The organism is Aurantiacibacter hainanensis (assembly GCF_036321025.1).
In the GTDB taxonomy this organism is placed as follows: Bacteria; Pseudomonadota; Alphaproteobacteria; order Sphingomonadales; family Sphingomonadaceae; genus Alteraurantiacibacter; species Alteraurantiacibacter hainanensis.
The window spans coordinates 287,201-306,659 of the sequence record NZ_JAZAPB010000001.1 but is presented as its reverse complement, the minus strand read 5'-3'; the positions used below and the strand labels follow the sequence as shown (position 1 = coordinate 306,659).

General features: G+C 65.5%; 23 protein-coding genes. 6 read left to right on the top strand and 17 right to left on the bottom strand.

The annotated features are described in order from the left end of the window. Positions 1-20 precede the first annotated feature (20 nt). From nusB to hisG, 3 genes are read right to left on the bottom strand one after another with little or no spacing between them, the layout of a single operon-like run. Complete coding sequence (nusB, locus tag AAA989_RS01555; protein ID WP_338240676.1) at positions 21-473, bottom strand: transcription antitermination factor NusB; 453 nt, start codon at positions 471-473, stop codon at positions 21-23. Then, complete coding sequence (hisD, locus tag AAA989_RS01550) at positions 470-1,765, bottom strand: histidinol dehydrogenase (RefSeq protein ID WP_338240675.1); 1,296 nt, start codon at positions 1,763-1,765, stop codon at positions 470-472. Before hisD ends, nusB begins: the two co-directional genes overlap by 4 nt. Continuing rightward, a complete protein-coding gene (gene hisG / locus AAA989_RS01545) occupies positions 1,765-2,457 on the bottom strand; it encodes an ATP phosphoribosyltransferase (RefSeq protein WP_338240674.1) in 693 nt (230 codons plus the stop codon). The genes hisD and hisG overlap by 1 nt, the downstream gene beginning before the upstream one ends. Positions 2,458-2,499: 42 nt before the next feature. On the opposite strand from hisG, the gene AAA989_RS01540 reads away from it, so the two are divergent. Beyond that, complete coding sequence (locus tag AAA989_RS01540; RefSeq protein ID WP_338240673.1) at positions 2,500-3,573, top strand: DUF2332 domain-containing protein; 1,074 nt, start codon at positions 2,500-2,502, stop codon at positions 3,571-3,573. Between the two features lie 18 nt (positions 3,574-3,591). Here the strand turns inward: AAA989_RS01540 and AAA989_RS01535 are convergent, their stop codons facing one another. From AAA989_RS01535 to AAA989_RS01515, 5 genes are read right to left on the bottom strand one after another with little or no spacing between them, the layout of a single operon-like run. Then, positions 3,592-4,485, bottom strand: coding sequence for an alpha/beta fold hydrolase (locus tag AAA989_RS01535; protein ID WP_338240672.1), 894 nt, complete (start codon positions 4,483-4,485; stop codon positions 3,592-3,594). Between the two features lies 1 nt (position 4,486). Then, positions 4,487-4,984 (bottom strand): FKBP-type peptidyl-prolyl cis-trans isomerase, encoded by a 498-nt coding sequence (locus AAA989_RS01530; protein ID WP_338240671.1) that lies wholly within the window; start codon positions 4,982-4,984, stop codon positions 4,487-4,489. A gap of 51 nt (positions 4,985-5,035) precedes the next feature. Next, on the bottom strand, positions 5,036-5,923 hold the full coding sequence (locus AAA989_RS01525; RefSeq protein WP_338240670.1) for a pirin family protein: 888 nt from the start codon (positions 5,921-5,923) through the stop codon (positions 5,036-5,038). A gap of 14 nt (positions 5,924-5,937) precedes the next feature. Continuing rightward, positions 5,938-6,645: a glutathione S-transferase gene (locus tag AAA989_RS01520; RefSeq protein WP_338240669.1), complete on the bottom strand. Its 708-nt coding sequence runs from the start codon at positions 6,643-6,645 to the stop codon at positions 5,938-5,940. Then, positions 6,642-6,920 carry a BolA family protein gene (locus AAA989_RS01515; RefSeq protein ID WP_338240668.1) on the bottom strand — a complete coding sequence of 93 codons (279 nt, stop codon included), beginning with the start codon at positions 6,918-6,920 and terminating at the stop codon, positions 6,642-6,644. Before AAA989_RS01515 ends, AAA989_RS01520 begins: the two co-directional genes overlap by 4 nt. Positions 6,921-6,974: 54 nt before the next feature. On the opposite strand from AAA989_RS01515, the gene AAA989_RS01510 reads away from it, so the two are divergent. Next, positions 6,975-7,565, top strand: a complete 591-nt coding sequence (locus AAA989_RS01510) for a J domain-containing protein (protein WP_338240667.1) — start codon at positions 6,975-6,977, stop codon at positions 7,563-7,565. A 21-nt stretch (positions 7,566-7,586) separates the two neighbouring features. On the opposite strand, the gene AAA989_RS01505 is transcribed toward AAA989_RS01510, so the two are convergent. From AAA989_RS01505 to AAA989_RS01475, 7 genes are read right to left on the bottom strand one after another with little or no spacing between them, the layout of a single operon-like run. Next, positions 7,587-8,453: an oxygenase MpaB family protein gene (locus tag AAA989_RS01505; RefSeq protein ID WP_338240666.1), complete on the bottom strand. Its 867-nt coding sequence runs from the start codon at positions 8,451-8,453 to the stop codon at positions 7,587-7,589. A 40-nt stretch (positions 8,454-8,493) separates the two neighbouring features. After that, complete coding sequence (locus AAA989_RS01500) at positions 8,494-9,099, bottom strand: glutathione S-transferase family protein (protein ID WP_338240665.1); 606 nt, start codon at positions 9,097-9,099, stop codon at positions 8,494-8,496. A 52-nt stretch (positions 9,100-9,151) separates the two neighbouring features. Next, a complete protein-coding gene (locus AAA989_RS01495) occupies positions 9,152-9,592 on the bottom strand; it encodes an SRPBCC domain-containing protein (protein ID WP_338240664.1) in 441 nt (146 codons plus the stop codon). 1 nt (position 9,593) lies between these two features. Then, positions 9,594-10,076: a VOC family protein gene (locus AAA989_RS01490; RefSeq protein WP_338240663.1), complete on the bottom strand. Its 483-nt coding sequence runs from the start codon at positions 10,074-10,076 to the stop codon at positions 9,594-9,596. Next, positions 10,076-10,867, bottom strand: a complete 792-nt coding sequence (locus AAA989_RS01485) for a VOC family protein (protein ID WP_338240662.1) — start codon at positions 10,865-10,867, stop codon at positions 10,076-10,078. The genes AAA989_RS01490 and AAA989_RS01485 overlap by 1 nt, the downstream gene beginning before the upstream one ends. A gap of 2 nt (positions 10,868-10,869) precedes the next feature. After that, entirely contained in the window at positions 10,870-11,226 is a 357-nt protein-coding gene (locus AAA989_RS01480; protein ID WP_338240661.1) for a DUF1428 domain-containing protein, read from the bottom strand. A gap of 23 nt (positions 11,227-11,249) precedes the next feature. Further along, positions 11,250-11,915, bottom strand: coding sequence for a glutathione S-transferase family protein (locus AAA989_RS01475; RefSeq protein ID WP_338240660.1), 666 nt, complete (start codon positions 11,913-11,915; stop codon positions 11,250-11,252). Between the two features lie 64 nt (positions 11,916-11,979). Here AAA989_RS01475 and AAA989_RS01470 point away from each other — a divergent pair, with 64 nt between their 5' ends. Next, a complete protein-coding gene (locus tag AAA989_RS01470) occupies positions 11,980-12,678 on the top strand; it encodes a winged helix-turn-helix transcriptional regulator (RefSeq protein ID WP_338240659.1) in 699 nt (232 codons plus the stop codon). Here AAA989_RS01470 and AAA989_RS01465 read toward each other — a convergent pair. Then, positions 12,675-13,343: a glutathione S-transferase family protein gene (locus AAA989_RS01465; RefSeq protein WP_338240658.1), complete on the bottom strand. Its 669-nt coding sequence runs from the start codon at positions 13,341-13,343 to the stop codon at positions 12,675-12,677. The genes AAA989_RS01470 and AAA989_RS01465 overlap by 4 nt on opposite strands. 65 nt (positions 13,344-13,408) lie before the next feature. On the opposite strand from AAA989_RS01465, the gene AAA989_RS01460 reads away from it, so the two are divergent. From AAA989_RS01460 to AAA989_RS01450, 3 genes are all read left to right on the top strand, one after another. Then, positions 13,409-14,392, top strand: a complete 984-nt coding sequence (locus tag AAA989_RS01460; RefSeq protein ID WP_338240657.1) for an AAA family ATPase — start codon at positions 13,409-13,411, stop codon at positions 14,390-14,392. 93 nt (positions 14,393-14,485) lie between these two features. Further along, positions 14,486-16,096, top strand: coding sequence for a M28 family peptidase (locus AAA989_RS01455; RefSeq protein ID WP_338240655.1), 1,611 nt, complete (start codon positions 14,486-14,488; stop codon positions 16,094-16,096). A 66-nt stretch (positions 16,097-16,162) separates the two neighbouring features. After that, the gene (locus AAA989_RS01450) at positions 16,163-18,337 is read left to right on the top strand and encodes a transglycosylase domain-containing protein (protein WP_338240653.1); all 2,175 of its coding nucleotides are present in this window, start codon (positions 16,163-16,165) and stop codon (positions 18,335-18,337) included. Positions 18,338-18,345: 8 nt separating this feature from the next. Here AAA989_RS01450 and AAA989_RS01445 read toward each other — a convergent pair whose 3' ends face one another. After that, positions 18,346-19,458: an alcohol dehydrogenase catalytic domain-containing protein gene (locus AAA989_RS01445; protein ID WP_338240652.1), complete on the bottom strand. Its 1,113-nt coding sequence runs from the start codon at positions 19,456-19,458 to the stop codon at positions 18,346-18,348. Between the last annotated feature and the right edge of the window lies 1 nt (position 19,459).

The window sequence follows — 19,459 nt, the reverse complement described above, 5'->3', positions numbered from 1 at the left end:
CGGGTTCTGCGGAAAAGCGCTCAGCTACGGACCTGCTTCGCCACGGCATCGAGGATGCCGTTCACGAACTTCGCCTCGCGCTCGTCGAAGAAGGCGTGGGCCACGTCGACGTATTCGCTGATGGCAGTGGCCACGGGCACATCGTTGCGGGCGATCAGCTCGTAAGCGCCGCACCGCAGGATCTGCAGCATGGTCTTGTCGAGGCGGGCCAGGGTCCAGCCCTGCGCCAGCCGCTCCACCAGGGCGGCGTCGATCTCTTCCTCGCGCGCGACGACGCCGGAGACGACATCGTCGAAGAAATCTACCTCGGCTTCCTCGTACTGCTCGTCCTCGATCACCGCGCCAAGACGGTGCTGGTGAAATTCGTTGAGCAGGCGAGCGGTGGGCGTCTTCTCCATGTGCCGCTGGTACAGTGCCTGCACGGCGGCAAGGCGGGCGGCGGAGCGGGCCCTGGAGCGGGCGGGCATGTTCATGGCAATCTTACCTTCACGCTGGCGGCATGGGCGGGCAGTCCCTCGATCTCGGCGAGGGTCACGGCGGCTGGCCCGATGGTCCCGAGCGCTTCCTTGTCCAGCGAAATGAAGCTGGTGCGCTTCATGAAATCGAGCACCGACAGCCCGCTGGAAAAGCGCGCGCGCCGCCCGGTGGGCAGCACGTGGTTCGGCCCGGCGACGTAATCGCCGATGGCCTCGGGCGTATGGCGGCCCAGGAAGACGCTGCCGGCATGGCGGATCCTGGCGAACATCGCTTCGGGATCGTCCACCGCCAGCTGCACGTGTTCGGCGGCCAGCCGGTCGGCGAGGGGCGGGGCCTCGGCCATCAGGTCTTCAACCACGATCACCACGCCGTGGTCTTCCCAGCTCTGCCGGGCGACCATCTTGGTGTCGATCTGCGCCAGCAGCACGTCCACCGCGTCTTCGACTGCCGCTGCATAGCTCTCGTCGTCGGTAATGAGGATGGACTGGCTGGAGGGGTCGTGCTCCGCCTGGCTCATCAGGTCCGCGGCTATCCAGTCGGGATCGTTCTTCTCGTCGGCGATCACCAGGATCTCGCTGGGCCCGGCGACCATGTCGATACCGACCACGCCGTAGAGCTGGCGCTTGGCTTCGGCGACCCAGGCATTGCCCGGACCGGTGACGACGTCGACGGCCTTGATGCGCCGCGTGCCGTAGGCGAGGGCGGCAATCGCCTGTGCGCCGCCGATGCGCCACATCTCGTCCACTCCGGCGACGTGCGCTGCGGCCAGGACCAGGTCGTTCATCTGGCCGCGCGGTGTCGGGGTGGTCACCACCAGCCGATCGACGCCGGCAACCTTTGCCGGGATCGCGTTCATCAGCAGGCTGGAGGGATAGGCCGCGCGTCCGCCGGGAACGTAGAGACCGGCGGCCTCCACGGCTGTCCAGCGCGCTCCAAGACGAACGTTCGTCTCGTCGCGATAGTCGCGGTCCTGCGGCAGCTGGCCCTCGTGATAGGCGCGGATACGCTCTGCCGCGGTGTCCAGTGCCTTGCGCACCTCGGGCATCAGCATGTCGTAGGCGACCTTGCACTGGTCCTTGCCGATCCGCCAGCTGGTGAGGTCCGCGGTCAGTGCATGCTTGTCGTAGCGCATGGTCAGCTCGACCAGGGCATCGTCGCCCTTCTGGCGCACGTTCTCGATGATGCCGCGCACGTCGCTGGCGACGTTTTCGTCGCTTTCGCGCCGGTCGTTCACGATGCGGGCGAACTGCGTCTCGAAATCCTCGGCGGAGGCGGTCAGACGGCGCATCAGGCGGCCTGCCTTTCGGCCCCGGCGCGGAAGCGCTCCACCAAGGCGGAAACGCGCGGATCGGTCTTCCACGCCGCGCGGTTCACGATCAGCCGGGCGCTGACCTGCATGATCGTGTCCTTCTCCACCAGCCCGTTGGACTTCAGGGTGCCGCCCGTAGAAACGAGGTCCACGATGCGACCGGCGAGGCCGCTTGAGGGGGCGAGCTCCATCGCGCCGTTCAGCTTGATGCATTCGGCCTGGATGCCCTGCGCCTCGAAATGGCGGCTTGTTATGTTGGGATACTTGGTCGCCACGCGCAGGTGGCTGGCGTTGCCGTACTTGTATTCCACCGGCTGCTTCGGCTCGGCCACGGACAACCGGCAACGGCCGATGCCCAGATCCACCGGGGCGTAGAGCTCGGTATAGTCGAATTCCTCGATCACGTCCGATCCCACGATACCCACCTGCGCCGCGCCGAATGCGACGAAGGTCGCGACATCGAAGGCGCGTACGCGCAGGATGCGCATGGTGCCCGTCTCGTCGGCGAAGCTGAGCGAGCGATCCAACTTGTCGTGGAAGGCGCTTTCCGGCACGACGCCGGCATTCGCCATCACTGGCAGCGCCTCGTCGAGGATGCGGCCCTTGGGCACGGCAAAGATAAGCGGGCCGAAGCGGCTATCGTCAGTGCTGGCGTCGGAACTGGATGTCATGGCCGCGCGATGTAGGGACGTAACGCAAAAAGGGCAATGCGAATGGCAGGAGCAGACGAGACCGGAAAGGTGATGGAAATCGCCAGCGTTCCCGAGGCCATCGAATGGCAGGCGCAGCACCTTGAGCGCGCGGGAGCGGAGCGCAACGCCAAGGTGATCCGGGCGCTGCTGGCGCTGCTGGACACCGATACCGCGACCGGGCGGCGCATGGCCAACTGGCAGGGCCTCTCCCTGGAAGACGCCATGCCGCTGCGTGTCGCGGGCGGGTTTCACTACCTTTTGCTGACGGGCGAGGAAGACAGGCTGGGCGACATCTATCGCGGCCTGATCACCGACCAGGGGCAGATCGACGACATCATCGTGGAGATCGCCAAGCGTCACGACCATACCCTGCTGCCCTGGCTGGACGGGCCGCCGCAGACCAACGAGGCCGGGCGCAGCGCCAGCGTGATGGCGGCGCTACTGTGGCTGTCGGGCAAGCTGGGGCCGAAGTTCGAGCTGAACGAGATCGGAGCCAGCGCGGGCGTGAACACCATGATGGCGCGCTTCTTCTTCAACCTTGGCGGGGTGAAGACCGGGCCAAGCCTGTCATCGATCAAGATCGAGCCCGAATGGCGCGGAGATCCGCCGCCGGACAATCCGGTGGAGATCGTCGGTATCAAAGGCTGCGACATCGCGCCGATCGACCTGACGGACGAAAAGCAGGCCATCAAGCTGAAGAGCTACATCTGGCCCGAAGTGCTCGACCGGCTGGCCCGCATGGATGCCGCCATCGCCATGGCAGAGCGCGCGCCGCCCGATCTGGAGAAGAAGGACGCCAGCGATTTCGTGGACGACATGCTGGCCTCGGAGCAGGAAGCAGGCGTGACCCGCGTGCTGTTCCACACGGTCATGTGGCAATACCTGCCCACCGCGACCCGCGACCGGATCACGGCGGCGATGGAAGAGGCCGGCAAGAAGGCCACCGAGGAAAAGCCGCTGGCCTGGATACGCGTGGAAACCAATCGCGCGACCTTCAAGCACGAATGCCAGGTCCGCTACTGGCCCGGCGGCGAGGAATGGGTGCAACTGGCCGAGGCCCACCCGCATGGTGCCTGGGTGGAGTGGCAGGGTTAGGACTTCCCCAGCGACTTCCTAGTCGGAGAGGAACCGGTCAAGCGCCGCGTTCACTTTTTCGGGCACTTCCCAGGGCACGAAATGGCCGACGCCCTCGATCCTCTCGATCGTCAGGTCGGAGGCGACCTCGTCCAGCCCCTCGATATTGCCGGGCAGCAGCGCCTCGTCCTTCATGCCCCAGATGACCAGGGTCGGGACCTCTATCTCCGGCATTGGCGGCGGGGCGTATTCCGGCGGCAGGCCGTAGGGGTCGTCCATCGAGGGGACCGAAATGCCGCTGGCCCGATACCAGTTGAGCATTGCAAAGCTGTTTTCCGGATTGCGCCACTGCTCCATCAGCAGGGCCAGTTCGGCGGGATCGTATTCGGGCCGGTCCTTCCACGTCAGCGCGGTGCGCACCAGCCCGGCAAGGCCGTGTTCGCGGATGGTATCGTCATGCGCCGGATCGCGGAACGTGCGCATGTACTGGCTGGCGGCGCGCTGGTCCTTGTCGGTCAGAAGCAGCCGCTGAAAGATCACCGGATGCGGAGCATTGGCGATCACCGCGCGGGTGACATGGCCCGTCGCCTGCCCGAAGGCCGCCACCAGCCACGCCAGCGCGCCGCCCCAGTCGTGGCCGAGAATGGTATATTCCGGCAGTTCAAGCACCTGCGCCAGGCCGGCGATATCCTGCACCAGCGCCATGGCCTCGTAATGCTCCGCGCCCTCGGGCCGGGAGGAATTGCCATAGCCGCGCTGGTCGGGCGCGATGCAGCGGAAGCGGTCGTTCAGGTGTTCGATCTGGTGCCGCCAGGTGCGGTGGTTCTCGGGAAATCCGTGCAGGAACACCAGCGCGGGCGCTTCGCGCGGGCCGGTGTCCCACACGTCCAGCTCTATCCCGGTGGGCAGCTTGACGCGGGTGAGCTCGCTCATGTCACACTCCCTGGCTGGGAATTCCGAGCAGCTCGATGGTGAACAGCAGGGTCGCGCCGCCGGGGATCGGGCCGCGCCCCTGCAGGCCATAGGCGGCGGTTGCGGGAATGGCGATCTCCGCGGTGTCGCCCACGCCCATGTAGGGGATGGCCACCTGCCAGCCCCGGATCAGGCCGGAAAGCGGGAAGGTCGCAGGCTCGCCGCGCTGCACCGAGCTGTCGAACACTTCGCCGTCCACGAAGCTGCCCGTGTAATGGATGGTGATCTGGTCCTGCACGATGGGGGCAGGGCCGCTGCCATCGCCCTCTACGCGGCGGAGCTTGATACCGTCCTCCAGCGTCGCCCACCCGTCCTCTTGCGTTCGGGTGTGAAGAGCGGCTTGCTGGGTGTTGTGCCATGCCAGACTGCCGGGCGCACCGGGTTCGGGCTGCGAAGCGTCCTGCGCGGCGGCGGGGGCGGAAAGGGAAAGGGCGGCGAGGGCTAGGATGAGCTTGTTCATGCGGTGTCGATAGCGCGCTGTGTTTGCACCGTCACCTGCTCAGTGATCGGCTCAGGGATAACTCACAGTTTTCGGCTCGCCGTCGGGCAGGGGAATGAATTCCGCCTCGTCGCCCGGCACCGCGGCGAAGCGATGTTCGCGCCAGTCTTCCTTTGCCTGGTTGATGCGTTCACGGTCGGAACTGACGAAGTTCCACCACACGTGGCGCTTGGTGGCAAAGGCTTCGCCGCCCAGCAACATCACGCGTCCGCCATACCGGCTGGCCAGTGTCATGGCATCGCCGGGTTTCAGCACCACAAGATCGTACAAGGTGAGGGGAATGCCATCGATCGTGGCATCGCCGCCGACGAGCATCACCGCGCGCTCGTCCGCCTCGGCGTCGATGGGAACAGAGCCGCCTTCCTGCAGCAGGATTTCGGCATAGATCGTGTCGGCATAGCAGGTGGTCTGGGCCCGCTCGCCCCACAGTTCGCCCATGATGATCTGCGCTCTGGCGCCGTCGCCGTCGATCCACGGCAGGTCGCTGACGGCTTCGAAGGCGGGGTCGATCTCCTCCTTGCCATCGGGCAGGGCGAGCCACGTCTGCATTCCGTACAGCGAGGGACCCTTGGCACGTTCCTCCCTGGGGCTGCGCTCCGAATGGACGATGCCCTTGCCCGCGGTCATCAGGTTCACCGTGCCGGGACGGATGGTGGAGAAGGTGCCCAGGCTGTCGCGGTGGTCGATGGCGCCGTCGAACAGCCAGGTGACGGTGGCGAGGTTGATGTGCGGGTGGGGTCGCACGTCCATGCCGCTGCCAAGGTCCAGCTGTGCGGGACCGAACTGGTCCACGAAAACGAAGGGGCCGACCATGCGGCACTCCTTGCTGGGCACCGCGCGGCGCACGGTAAAGTCGCCAAGGTCGTGGCTGACGGGAGTGACGGTCTTCACGATGCTCATGGCCTACTGACCCCTTATTGTTCGTCCAGTTCCTCGTAATGGCGGAAAATTCCGTCCTCGTTGAAATCCATCCGGCGTTCGCTGGCGAGGTAGTCGGCCAGTGGCTCGATCTCCGGCACGGAGCCCTGCAGGCCCTCCAGATGAGGCCAGCTGCCCTGCATCTGCTTCATGTAGTTGGGGAATGCATAGTCCAGCCCCTCCATCACCTGGAACAAGCTGGTGTCGACATGGGTGGGCTGCTGCCCGAGGCTGAATGGCCCGCCGCGCGCGGCAATGGCGTTGTCGAAATGGATCAGGTACTTGGGGATGCGGTCGGCGCGGAAATGCTGGGCCTTGTCGAAGGCGGCCTCCATCTGGTCCGCATAGTAAAGACTGCTGGCGACAGGGTGGTGCACGCTGTGCACTTCCTCAACGAAATCGGCGATGTCGAGCTGCAGCTGGAACAGTTGCAGGTCCACTTCCATCTCGCCCGATCCGTGGCCTTCCTTGTCGGAGAGGTATTGCAGGATCAGCGCGGTCTGGCCGATCGTCACCTCGTCATCGACGATGTAGGGCGGGGCGAAGGGGCGCACGCCTTCAAGGGCGTGCATGTGTTCCACCAGCGCATCGGCATTCTGCTCTCGCGCCATGTCGCTGTATTCGATCTCGAACGCCTCGCAGAACAGTCGCACGAATTCGCCGCGACCGGGGATCTGCGGCCAGTACCACAGCTCTATGCTCACGCGGTTTCTCCGGGCGCGATGCACTTCATCGCGAAGGCATGGACGCGCTCGCCGGGAATGTCTCCCAGCGCGCCCAATACCATGCGCTGGCGCTGAAGCCGGTTCTTGCCCTCGAACACCGGGCTTTCGACGATGACGGTGAAGTGCGATTCGCCGCTGCCGTCGTCGCCGGCGTGGCCGTGGTGCTTCGCGCTGTCGTTGATGACTTCCAGCCGCGTGGGGGCCAGCGCGCCGCGCAGCAGGGTTTCGATCTCTTGTGCAACAGGTCCGCTCATGCGCCCCAATTGGGGCTTCACTTCACGCTGCGCAATCCCCATCAAGGGGCGTTCATGCGGAACACGCGATTTCACGGACGCTACGAGAGCGAGGGACGAGTCTGCGAACATCCCACCTGCCGCGAACCCGGCGAATTCCGCGCGCCGGGCTCGCGGGGAAACTCGTTCGACGGGCCGGGTGAATGGCGCTGGTTCTGCCTGGATCACGTGCGCGAATTCAATGCCGGATACGACTGGTTCGAAGGCATGAACGCAGACGAGATCTACGCCGCGCAGGCCCCCGGATCCGGCTGGCAGACCGAAACGCCAGCGTTCAAGCCGACCGCCGGTGTCGATGGCTTGCCGCGCTGGGCCGACTTCCACGATCCGCTCGACGCCATCGGTGCCCGCGCGGCGGACATGCGGACGGCAGCAAGGGGGCGCAGCCATGCCGCGCACAGCCGTTTCACTCCGCGCGAACGGGAAGCGTTGACGGTGATGGGCCTTGGGCCGAAGGCCGACCGACCGGAACTGCGGCGGCGCTATTCGGAACTGGTGCGGCGTTATCACCCGGACAGGAACGGCGGCGACCGCACCTACGAATCCCGGCTCCAGCGGGTGGTGGAGGCCTACCAGATCCTGCGGCGGGCAGATGCCCTGGGCTGACGCCCATCGCACGGGCGCTCGTCAGCGAGAGCGAGCTCCCGACGGCGACTGACGGAAAGCCCACCGCAGCGTCGAGCCCAGCGCATCGGTCACCAGCTTCGACGGGGTAGCCTGCCAGCCGGGACGCTCCAGGCCCAGCATGGTCCGCGCGAAAGGCGGCACGAGGTCGACCGCGGCATTGGCGAGGAAGGGCTGTATCGTTCCCGTCACGCCGCCCACGCGGCCTTTCACGATCAGATGGGCCACTTCGCGCGCCTCCGGCCCGGCACGCAGGTCCGCGCGCATGTCGCGGAAGATGGCCTGTGCCTCTGCCCTTGTCTCCGGCACGGGATCGGCGCCCAGCCGCCGGGCGATGACCGCGAACTGGCGGAAATACTCGTCCTGCTCCTCGCGCGGCATGTCCGGGCGGACATGGGTCAGCCATGCCTCGAGGAACATCAGCGATTCGGTAACGTGAACCCAGGCCAGCGTGCGGGGATCGGTGGCGGAGTAGGGCGTGCCGTCGGGCAGGGTGCCTTTCACCTTGGCGTGGATGCGATTGACGCGGTCGATGGCCTTCTGGGCCTCGTCCCGGTGGCCGTAGGTCGTGACGGCAATGAAGCGCGCCGTGCGCCGCAGTCGGCCATGCATGTCGGCGCGGAAATCGGAGAAGTCGAGGACGCCGCGCAGGGCGTGGGGGTGGAGCATCTGCAGCAGCAGCGCCGACATTCCGCCCACCATCATGCTCACCACGTCGGCATGCACCATGCGGATCGGCGTATCCTTGGCGAACAGGGCCTCGTCCGAAGGCGGCACCGGGGTTTCGCCCTGCAGGGTATCGTTGAAGACGCCGCGAACGCCCTCCACCAGCTTGCGGCGGGCGAGTTCGATGGGGTCGGGGCGGGCCATCACCACAATCTAGGTGGCGGCACGGTCCTTTACGAGGGGGCTATTGGCCCATGGCTCCGAGCGTCGCCCTGTAACCATCGCGCGATTGAAGGCGGGACTGATAGGCCCGGAACGAGGGGCGGTCGGTCAAGGTGCCGAAATTCAGGCCCCAGTCGACCTGGCTGCCGACATAAACGTCGGCCATCGTGAACCGGTCTCCGCAGGTGTAATCGTGGTCTTGAAACCATTTATCCAGCGTATCGACCACGCGGTCGTAACTGCCGAAGCCCACGGTGCCTTCCTGCTTGGCGTCCTTGGGCTCCCAGCCCATCGCCTTGTTGGTGAGGGCGGTTTCAGCCGGTCCGGCTGCGAAGAACAGCCAGCGGAAATAGTCGGCCTTCTCCTCGGCTCGCGGCAGCAGGTCAGGGGCTTCCATCTCTGCCAGGTAATGGCAGATGGCGGCCCCTTCGCTCACCACCCGGTCGCCCGTGTCGGCATGATGGATGATGGTGGGGATCTTGCCCATCGAATTGGCCTCGAGCAGTGCGGCGGGCTTGTTGTCCCATTCGACTATGGCCAGTTCGGGCTCCACCCCTGCTTCGGCGAAGGCCCACTGCGCGATAAGGGCGCGGCTCATGGGATTGAAGAACAGGGTATAGCCAGCCATCGATCATCTCCCGCGAATCATAGGAACATAATGAGAACACCGCGAAGCTGAGTCAATCGGCTTCGCAGATCGCCTTGAGTTGCTCGGCGCAGGCCTGCCAGCCCTGCACGAAGCCCATCTCCTCGTGCGCCTTCCGGTCTTCCTCTCGCCAGTGACGGGCGCGGGCGGTGTAGCGCGAGCCGTCGCCTTCGGCCTCCACTTCCCAGATGCCGATCATGAACGGACCGGCAGGTTCGAGATCGCCGGTAACCGCGTCCGTCGACGCGAAGCGCCGTCCTTCGTCCCAGGCGAGGTATATGCCTTCCTGCGGCATTTCCTCTCCGTCGGGTCCGCGAAACACGGCCTTGTTCGCCCCGCCGGCGCGCCTTTCCTGCTGAACGACTTCGCAGCGCCAGGGATCGGGGCAGAACCACTCTTCCTGCCGGTTGACCATCACGTCCCACACCCTTGCCGGCGGAGCGTCGATGTATATCGTCACGCTGAGTTCCTGCATGTCATTCCCCGGCAATCGCCGCCTCGATGGCGGCATGGTCGATCTTCACCATCTGCTGCATGGCGGCAAACACCCGTCCGCGCACGGCGGCATCGGGGTGCCCCAGCGCCTGCATCAGCACGCGCGGCACGATCTGCCAGCGCATGCCGAAACGATCCCTGCACCAGCTGCAGGCCATTTCCGCCCCGCCGTCCGCGACAAGCGCGTCCCAGTAGCGGTCGGTTTCCTCCTGCGTATCGGTATGGACCTGGAACGAGACCGCATCCGTGAACCCGGTATTGCCGCCGCCGTTCAGGGCCGTCATGTCCTGGCCCATCAGGCTGAACGCCACCAGCATGACTGCGCCGGCCTCGCTTCCGGGATTGTCGGCCGGGGCGCGGTGGATGTCGCGGATCTCGCTGTCGGGAAACAGGTCGCAATAGAAGCGCGCCGTTTCCTCTGCGGTGCCGTCGAGCCACAGGCATACTGCCAGCTTCCCGGACATCAGACTTTCCTCCCCACAATGCCCACTGCCGCGCCCGATGGATCGATCGCGACGACGATGTGGTCCCCTTCGGGCACCTCGTGCGGCCCCATCACCAGCGTGCCGCCGTTGGCCTCGATCGCCGTGCTGGCGGCATCGATATCGGCGACGCGGAAATAGGGCAGCCAGGCGTTGGGCATGCCGTCCGGCTTCATCGATCCGATGGCACCGACGCCGACGTCCCCGTGCGCAAGGAACTTGTAGATGTGCGCATCGGGCATCGGCATCTCGCCCGCCACCTGCCAGTCGAACAGGCCGGTATAGAAGTCGATCTGTTCGGCAGCGGCATCGGTATTCAGCTCGTTCCAGGCCGCATGTCCGGGGGTATCGGGCTTGAATACGTCGCTCTGCGCGTCCGGATCGTCCGCCGGCGGGGTGGGCGTCATGACGTAGAAAGGCGCACCCTGCGGATCGGCGATCATGGCCATCCGTCCGACGCCGTCCATGGTCATCGGCTCCATGAACACTTCCGCTCCCATGGCCTTGGCCTTGCTGACGGCCTCGTCCGTATCGGGAACGTCAAAATAGGCGGCCCAGAATGGCGGCATGCCGCTCTCGGCCATGCTCTCGGTCAGCGTCAGCACGCCGCCGGCGTTGCCGCCGTCCGGGCGCTTGATCTCGCGATACTCGCTGCCGTTGGGCATCGCGTTGCCGGTGGCGGGAATGGTCCACCCCAGCACCGCCTTGTAGAACGGAGCGACGGCGACCGGATCGGGCGCCATCAGTTCGTACCAGATGGGAAAGCCGCTCATCGCTAGTCCCTTCCCATCGTGAAAAGCGGGGTGAAGCCGCCGTAGATCATGCGCATGCCGTCGAAGGGCATTTCCATGTTCTCGTTCCAGAAATCGTCCTCCTGCATCTTCTGATGCGAGGCCTCGCAGGTCTGCTTGTCGGGCCAGACCATCCAGCTGAAGACGATCTTCTCGTCCGCTTCCGCCTTCGTCGCCATGCGGAAGTCGGTGACCTTGCCCTCCGGCACGTCATCCTCCCACGCCTCGACGATCTCGATTACGCCGTATTCGGCGAACTTTTCCGCAGCCCGCGCGGCAAGGTCGCGGTAGGCGTCCTTGTTGCCTTCGGGCACGGCGATCAGAAATCCCTGCACATACATCGGCACTCTCCTCTAATCCCGGTTCAAGCCTCTGCCTCGACCTCGAAATCGTCAAGCTGGGACTGCAGCGCCCGCGCATGGGCGGGGCGGGCCTTTCCGCGCTCGACATAGGCAACGAGATTGGCGAATTTCGTGACAGCTTCCCCGCCAACCGTGCGGAGCAGGAAAACCAGCATGATGTCGGCGATGGAAAACTCGCCCGCGATCCAGTCGTTGTCGTCCAGCGCGTCGGACAGGCGCTGCAATCGCTGCTCGGCCAGCGGCGTCAGGCCCTTCACGGCGCCCTCGCACCACGGCTGGTCACCGTGGAAGAGAGGCAGCAGGGCGACTTGCCTGACGGGCGGCTCCAGCGAGTTGACGGATGCGAAAAGCCAGCTGATCGCGCGCCAGCGGGGCGCGGGATCGCGTGGCAAGAGACGCTCTTCCTGTTCGCCAAGGTAAAGCAGGATAGCCGCCGCCTCAAACACGGACACACCGCCATTGCGCATGGCCGGAACCTGGCCGAAGGGTTGCCAGGCGAGATATTCGGCATCGCGCGGCGTATTCGCATCGAGAAGGTGGGTTTCGAAGGGCCGCCCGATCTCTTCCAGCGCCCACCGAACGGGCAGGTCTCGAACGTTCCCGCGTGCGAATTCGGGCACCCACGAGAAAGCGGATACGGTAACAGGGGACGCTTGCATCGCGGACATCGGTGCTCTCCTCTCGGCGACTCGACTTGCGCAACCATCCCTCAATGAGTTACTAAAAGCAACTATGAAGTTACAAAAAGAAACTAAGGCGGAGATTGCGCACGGAAAATGGTATGGCGACGCCTGCGGCACGGCCTTCGCGCTGGAGGTGCTGGGCGAGCGCTGGTCGATGCTGGTGGTGCGCGAACTGATGCTCGGGCCGAGGCGCTTTTCGGATTTGCGGGCAAGCCTGCCCGGCATCAGTGCGAAGGTGCTGACAGAGCGGCTGGAGACGCTGGCGACGTGGGGTGTGCTGGAAAAACGCCAGCTTCCGTCGCCTGCCTCGGTGCAGGTCTACGAGCTCACCGAATGGGGCTATGCCGCAGACAAGGCGCTGAATGAACTGGGCCGCTGGGCTGCGCGTTCGTGTCGGCACGACCCCAACCTGCCGCTCTCCACCGCGTCGCTGATGGCCTCGATGCGGACGATGCAGCTTCCGGAACTGGCAGATGCGCCCGACATGACGATCGGCTTCGACCTGGGTGGCGAAACCTTCGTTGCCAACATCCGCGAGGGCCGGCTGACGACGGTCCGCAGCGAGTCAGTCGCTGGCGACGCCGTGCTGCGCGCGCCGAACGCGCGGCCCGTGGCCGGTGCGCTGTATTCGGGACTGCCGCTGAAAGTGCTGGAGGAGGAAGCGGGCCTCGTCGTCGAGGGCGACCGCGCGGTGGCGGAACGCTTCCTGTCGCTGTTTGCCCTGCCGCCCAAGCTGGACGGCGACTAGGCCTGCCTGTGCTCGCCGCTGGCAACGGCTTCCTTCCAGAGCTTCTCCTCGCGATCCTTCACCTGCCGCCATGCAGCCCGCTCTTCCACCCGCGCGAACCAGGCGGAGATCCTGGGCCGTGCGCGCAGGAAATCGGGATCGAGGCCGTACATCATCGTGCGCATCGCGCTGGCGACGGAAATGTCGGCCAGCGAAAATCCCTCGCCGACCAGCCATCCGGTCTCCGGCACCTGCGTCTCAAGCCAGTCCAGCGCGGGTGTGGCGGCGGTCTGGGCCCGGGCTGCGGCCTGCTCGTCACCCTTCAGGCCCAGCAGGGCGGGGCCGATGGTGCGGTTGAAGCCGATGGTGCGCGACCAGTTCGAAAGGATGGTGTCGGCGAATTCATCGAACCACATCGCTCGCCCGCGCCCTTCCGGCGAGGCCGGCAGCAGGGGCGGTTCGGGATGTTTCGCGTCCAGGTACATGAAGATCGCGGTCGAATCGGGCAGGGTGAAATCGCCGTCCGCCATGGCCGGCATCATGCGAAACGGGCTGGCCGCGAGAAACGCGTCGGTCGGCTTGTGCGGCGTGGCGGGCACGAGATCGGTCTCCAGGCCCTTTTCCGCGATGACCAGCAGCACCTTGCGAACGTAGGGGCTTGTCGGAAAACCGAAGATCGTCAGCATCGGCATACCTCCCTTGGCACATGTATGTTGCAGCCCAACTCAAGCGCGTCTAGGCAGCGCCGGTCATGCAACAGTTCGACAATCAGATCGCCTACGAGGATTTCGCCCAGTCCGAACCTACGCGCGAAGTGGACGTGCGCAAGACGTTCGGCATCGACACCGACATGAAGGTGATGGGGTTCGAGCACCCGGACGAGCGCGTGCCGTTGGTCGATCCCACCTACGTCTTCGACCCCGATACCACGCTGGCGATCCTCGCCGGTTTTCAGCACAACCGCCGCGTGATGATCCAGGGATATCACGGCACCGGCAAGTCGACGCATATCGAACAGGTGGCGGCGCGGCTCAACTGGCCGACGGTCCGCATCAACCTCGACGCCCATATCAGCCGTATCGACCTGATCGGGCGCGATGCCATCGTTCTGCGCGACGGACTGCAGGTCACGGAATTCCGTGAAGGCCTGCTGCCCTGGGCGCTGCAGCACCCGGTGGCGCTGGTGTTCGACGAATACGATGCCGGGCGTCCCGACGTGATGTTCGTTATCCAGCGCGTGCTGGAACAGTCGGGCAGGCTGACGCTTCTCGACCAGAACCGCGTGATCACGCCCAACCCCTATTTCCGCCTGTTCGCCACGGCCAATACCGTGGGCCTTGGCGACACCAGTGGCATGTATCACGGCACGCAGGCGATCAACCAGGGCCAGATGGACCGCTGGAACATCGTGGTCGGCCTCAACTACCTGCCTGCCGAGACCGAGCGCGAGATCGTTGGGGCGAAGACCAAGCTCGACGACAAGGTGGTGGCCGACATGATCCGCGTGGCGGACCTGACGCGGCAGGGCTTCATGAACGGCGACATCTCGACCGTGATGAGCCCGCGCACGGTCATCACCTGGGCCCAGAACACCGAGATATTCGGAAACGTGGGGTACGCATTCCGCCTGTCGTTCCTCAACAAGTGCGACGAGGCGGAGCGGATGCTGGTGGCCGAATACTATCAGCGCGTGATGGGCGAGGAATTGACCGAAAGCGTCGTTTCCAAGGCGTAGGTCCGCCGCGAGTCCGCGGTTTGTCGATTGTTCACTTGCCAGTCGGATTGCTTCGGCTAGCAGGCGGTTCTCTTTCGATACGGGGACTTGTTCGTGTTCAATCGCATTTCGGGCGCCGCTGTCGCCGCCGTGGCCTCGCTGGCTTTCGCCGCAGCCGCCCATGCCGAATCCGTTGATCGGAACGCGCTGGAAGGCGACGTGGCCATCCTAGCCGCCGACGACATGGAAGGGCGCGAGGCCGGCACGCGCGGGCACGAGCGCGCGGCGGGCTACGTCGCGGGCCGCTTCGTCTCGCTCGGACTGGAGCCGGCGGGAGACGAGGGCACCTATTTCCAGCATGTTCCCATGCGCAGCTATTCGCGCGCGGAGGATGGCAATTCGCTTTCCATAGAGGGGCTGGGCGAATTGCAGATGTTCGAGGACTATTTCGTCCAGGGCACGGCTCAGCAGGAAAGCGGCAGCCTCACGGCGCCGCTTGTCTTCATCGGATACGGGCTGGACCTTCCGGGGCGCGACGACTTCGAGGGCGTGGACCTGGAAGGGGCCGTCGCCATTCGCGTCTATGGCGGCCCGAGCGCGTTGAACACCGAGGAATCGGCGCACTATCGCTCCACGCTCAACCAGCGGCTTTCCGATCGCGGGGCCGTGGGCGTGCTGCTGATGACGACGCCGGCGCTGGAGCAGATCTACACCTGGGATCGGCTGGTGGAGGTTTCCAGCCACGGCAGTTCCATGACCTGGGTCGGGCCGGACGGGCGCGCCCATTCTACCGGGCCCAATATCCTGGCCAGCGGCTCGCTTTCACCCGATCTCTCGCGCGAACTGCTGGAAGGGCAGGCTTTCGATTACGGCGACCTGCTCGAAGCCGAGGAATCCGATGACGCGGATCTGCCAAGCTTCGCGCTGAACAGGACGGTGACGATAAATTTCGCCAGCGAGTTCGACGACGTCGACACGCCCAACGTGATCGGGCTGGTGCCCGGTTCCGATCCGGCGGTTGCCGATGAATACGTGGTCCTGACCGCGCACCTTGACCATGTCGGCGTGCAGCCGACCGAGGAAGAGGGCGACGACGAGATCTACAACGGCGCGCTGGACAATGCCGTGGGCGTGGCCAGCATGATCGAGGTCGCCCGGCTGCTGAAGGCCGATCCGCCGCGCCGCCCGGTGCTGGTGATCGCGCTGACGGCAGAAGAGAAGGGGCTGCTCGGCTCCAGCTACAATGCCGCCAATCCCACCGTTCCCGCCGACCAGGTGGTGGCAAACGTCAATCTCGACATGCCGGTGATCACCTACGACTTCACCGATGTCGTGGCCTTCGGCGCGGAACGATCCAACCTCTATCCGCAGGTGGTGGCGGCGACCGAGGCCTTTGGCCTCGCCCTCAGCCCCGATCCCCAGCCGGAGCAGGGCTTCTTCACCCGGTCCGACCAGTATTCCTACGTGAAGGCCGGAATTCCCGCCGTGTATCTGGACCTGGGATTTGCCAACGGGGGCGAGGAAGCGCAGGGCGTGGTGTTCGACAACCACTATCACGAACCGTCCGACGAGATCGGCCTCATCGACTTCGCCGGGCTTGAAAGGTTCACCGCCGTCAATCACGCCATCGCGCGCAACGTGGCGAACATGGAAGAGACGCCCGCCTGGCAGCCGGGAGACTTTTTCGGCACCACGTTCGGCGGACGCATCATCGGAGAGGAATAGGACCGTCTTCAGCGCAGGCTCATCCTCCCCCTCGCAAAATGTGTGTTGTTCTGTTAACACACCGATATGAATCGCATGTGGCGAAATCCCTTCAGACGTAGCAAATCGCTCGACGACAGGTGGGCAGAGCTCGACCTGGCGCTGGAGAATGCGCCGTGGTCGCCGCTGTCCGGACTGGACGACGACGATTTCGGCAATGCCGGCGGTCCGTGGCGTCACTACGACCGCTCCCGCTACCGCAGCGGCTGGCGGCGCTTCCTGCCCGAGCGGGCGCGCGGAAGAGGCAAGCTGTGGTGGGGCGTCCGGATCCTGGCGGCGATGCTGGCGGTCCTGTTCGTGCTGGTCGCGTGGCTGGCGATCACCGCGCCGCTGTCCAAGAGCCTGGAGCCCATCGCGCCGCCGCAGATCACCCTGCTGGCCGCCGATGGCACGCCCATCGCCCGCAACGGCGCCATGGTGGACGAGCCGGTCGAAGTCGCCAACCTGCCCGATCACGTGACCCAGCCGTTTCTGGCGATCGAGGACAGGCGGTTCTACGATCACTGGGGGGTGGACCCGCGCGGCGTTGCGCGGGCGCTGTTCACCGGCGTGGGCGGTGGCTCCACGATCACGCAGCAGCTTGCCAAGTTCACGTTCCTGACGCCCGAACAGACGCTGACCCGCAAGGCGCGCGAGGCGCTGATTGCCTTCTGGCTGGAGGCGTGGCTGACGAAGGACGAGATCCTCGAGCGCTACCTTTCCAACGCCTACTTCGGCGACAACATGTACGGCCTACGCGCGGCATCGCTGCACTACTTCTATCGCCAGCCGGAAAACCTGCGGCCGGAACAGGCGGCCATGCTGGCGGGCCTGCTCCAGGCACCCAGCAGGCTGGCTCCCACCCGCAACCCCGATCTGGCCGCCGATCGTTACGCGCTGGTGAAGGGCGCGATGGTGGCGGCAGGTTACATCACCCAGGCCGAAGCCGATGCGATGCGCGTGCCGACACTGGACGTGCGCACGCGCAACGACCTGCCGACCGGCACCTATTTCGCCGACTGGGCGCTGCCCACCGCCCGCGATCAGAGCGAGATGACCTATTCGCGCCAGACCATCACCACCACGCTCGACAGCCGGTTGCAGGCCGCCGCCAACCGCGCGATCCAGCGTGCGCCGCTGGGCGGGGCGCAGGTGGCCTTGGTGGCGATGCGGCCGAACGGCGAAGTCGTGGCCATGGTGGGCGGCAAGGACTATTCCGAAAGTCCGTTCAACCGCGCCACGCAGGCGCGGCGCCAGCCCGGCTCCACCTTCAAGCTGTTCGTCTACCTCGCCGCGCTTCGCGATGGCTGGGAGCCCGACGACACGATTTCCAACGCCGAATTCACCGAAGGCTCTTATCGCCCGAGCAACTCCAACGGTCGCTATTCGCAGACCATCACGCTGCGCGATGCCTTCGCCCAGTCGTCGAACGTTGCCGCCGTGCGGCTGCTGAATGCCGTGGGCAGCGACGCGGTGATCGAGACCGCGCGCGAACTCGGCGTCTCCTCCGCCCTGCCGGAGGGCGATCCCAGCATGGCGCTGGGCACCTCCACCATGAGCCTGCTGGAACTGACATCCGCCTATGCCGGGATTGCCGGCAACAACTTCCCGGTAGAGCCGCACGCCTTCCCGCGCGAGGAAGCGGGCTGGCTCGACTTCCTGTGGAACGGAACGGGCAGCCTTGCCTCCAGCGACCACCGCGCGATCGAGGAGATGCTGCGCGGCGCGATCAATTCCGGCACCGGGCGCGCGGCGACGCTCTCCGTCGCCAACTACGGCAAGACCGGCACCACGCAGGACAACCGCGATGCCCTGTTCGTGGGCTACGCCGGCCAGGGCGACGACAGGCTGGTGGTAGGCGTGTGGATCGGCAACGACGACAACTCGCCGCTGGGCAACATATCCGGCGGCGGACTGCCCGCGCGCATCTGGCGCGATTTCATGCAGGCCGCGCTGGGCGCCTCCGCCGCGCCGCCGCGTCCCACGCCATCACCCGATCCCAGCGGGCCGGTGCAGCCGCAGGACGTGCCGGACCTGCAGGACATCCCGCTGGGTGACGGCCGTCGCCTGATCATCAACGACGACGAGGCCGTGTTCTCCACCGACATCGAAGGCGTGCCGCTGGAACTGCGGGTGCGCGACGGCGAGATCTCGATGGAACTGGACGAGCAAGCGGCGGAGCGCGAACTGCAACGCCGCTTTGACCAGGAAATGCAGCAGTAGGCTGGTGCTCAGCCGTGCGGCGTGACGAGGTATTTCTCGCCCGTCGCCATCTGCGCGTAATCCATCATGGCGTCCTTCGTCAGCATCTCGTCCAGTCCGACCTTCGTCTTGTACGAACTGGCGAAGGTGCTGGTGAGGCCCTGCTGCACGCGCTGGCGCAGGGCCATCAAGGTCTGCATGTCGCAGCTTTCCAGGAACGGCATCAGCAACCAGCCCGACACCGTCCAGGCGAAACCGTAGCTGGGCGTCAGGACCGTGGGCGCGAGTTCCAGCCGACCGTAGATGTACATCTTCTTCTGCTGGTTGGAGCCGTAGCGGCTGTATTCGGTCATCTGCGAAGCAGCGACCCGTTCCATGGCGCGAAGGCAGGTGTCGGTGGTCTGTCCGCCGCCGATGGGATCGAAGCCGAGATATGCACCGGTCGCGCGGATCGCTTCGGCCAGTTGTTTCTCGTAATCGCCGTCCGGACTGTTCACCACGTGGGCAGCGCCCTGGCCTTTCAGCAGGTCGACCTGCTCCTGCTTGCGGACGATGTTCACCAGTCCCATGCCGTCTTCCTGGCAGATGCGGTTCAGCATCTGGCCGAGGTTCGAAGCGGCGGCGGCGTGGATGATGGCATCGTGCCCTTCGCGCTTCGCGGTTTCAACGAAACCCAGAGCGGTCATCGGGTTGACGAAGGAACTTGCGCCTTCTTCCGAGGAATGATTGCCCAGCGGCAGGCACATCATGGCATCGGCGATGGCATATTCGCTGAAGGCGTTGCCGGGCACGCAGGCCACGCGCTGTCCCACCAGCGACTGAGCCATGTCGCCGTCGCCCGCCGCGATCACCTCGCCCGCGCCCTCGTTGCCGACAGTCTGCGGCTTGCCGTGGCGGGCGGCCTGTCCGGCGGCGACCTGCGGGGCAACCTTCATCGTCACCTTGCCGGACCGGTAATCGGCATTCTCGAGGTCGGCACCCGTCGTCATCAGGAACAGGTCGGAAGGGTTGATGGGGGCCGCTTCCATTTTGACCAGCACCTGGTTTCCGGTCGGCTTGGGGAAGGTCTTCTCCTCCAGTTCCAGCACCATGGTGCCGTCGGCGGAAAGGGTGGAGACGAGTTGGCGTCCGGTGGTGGTCATG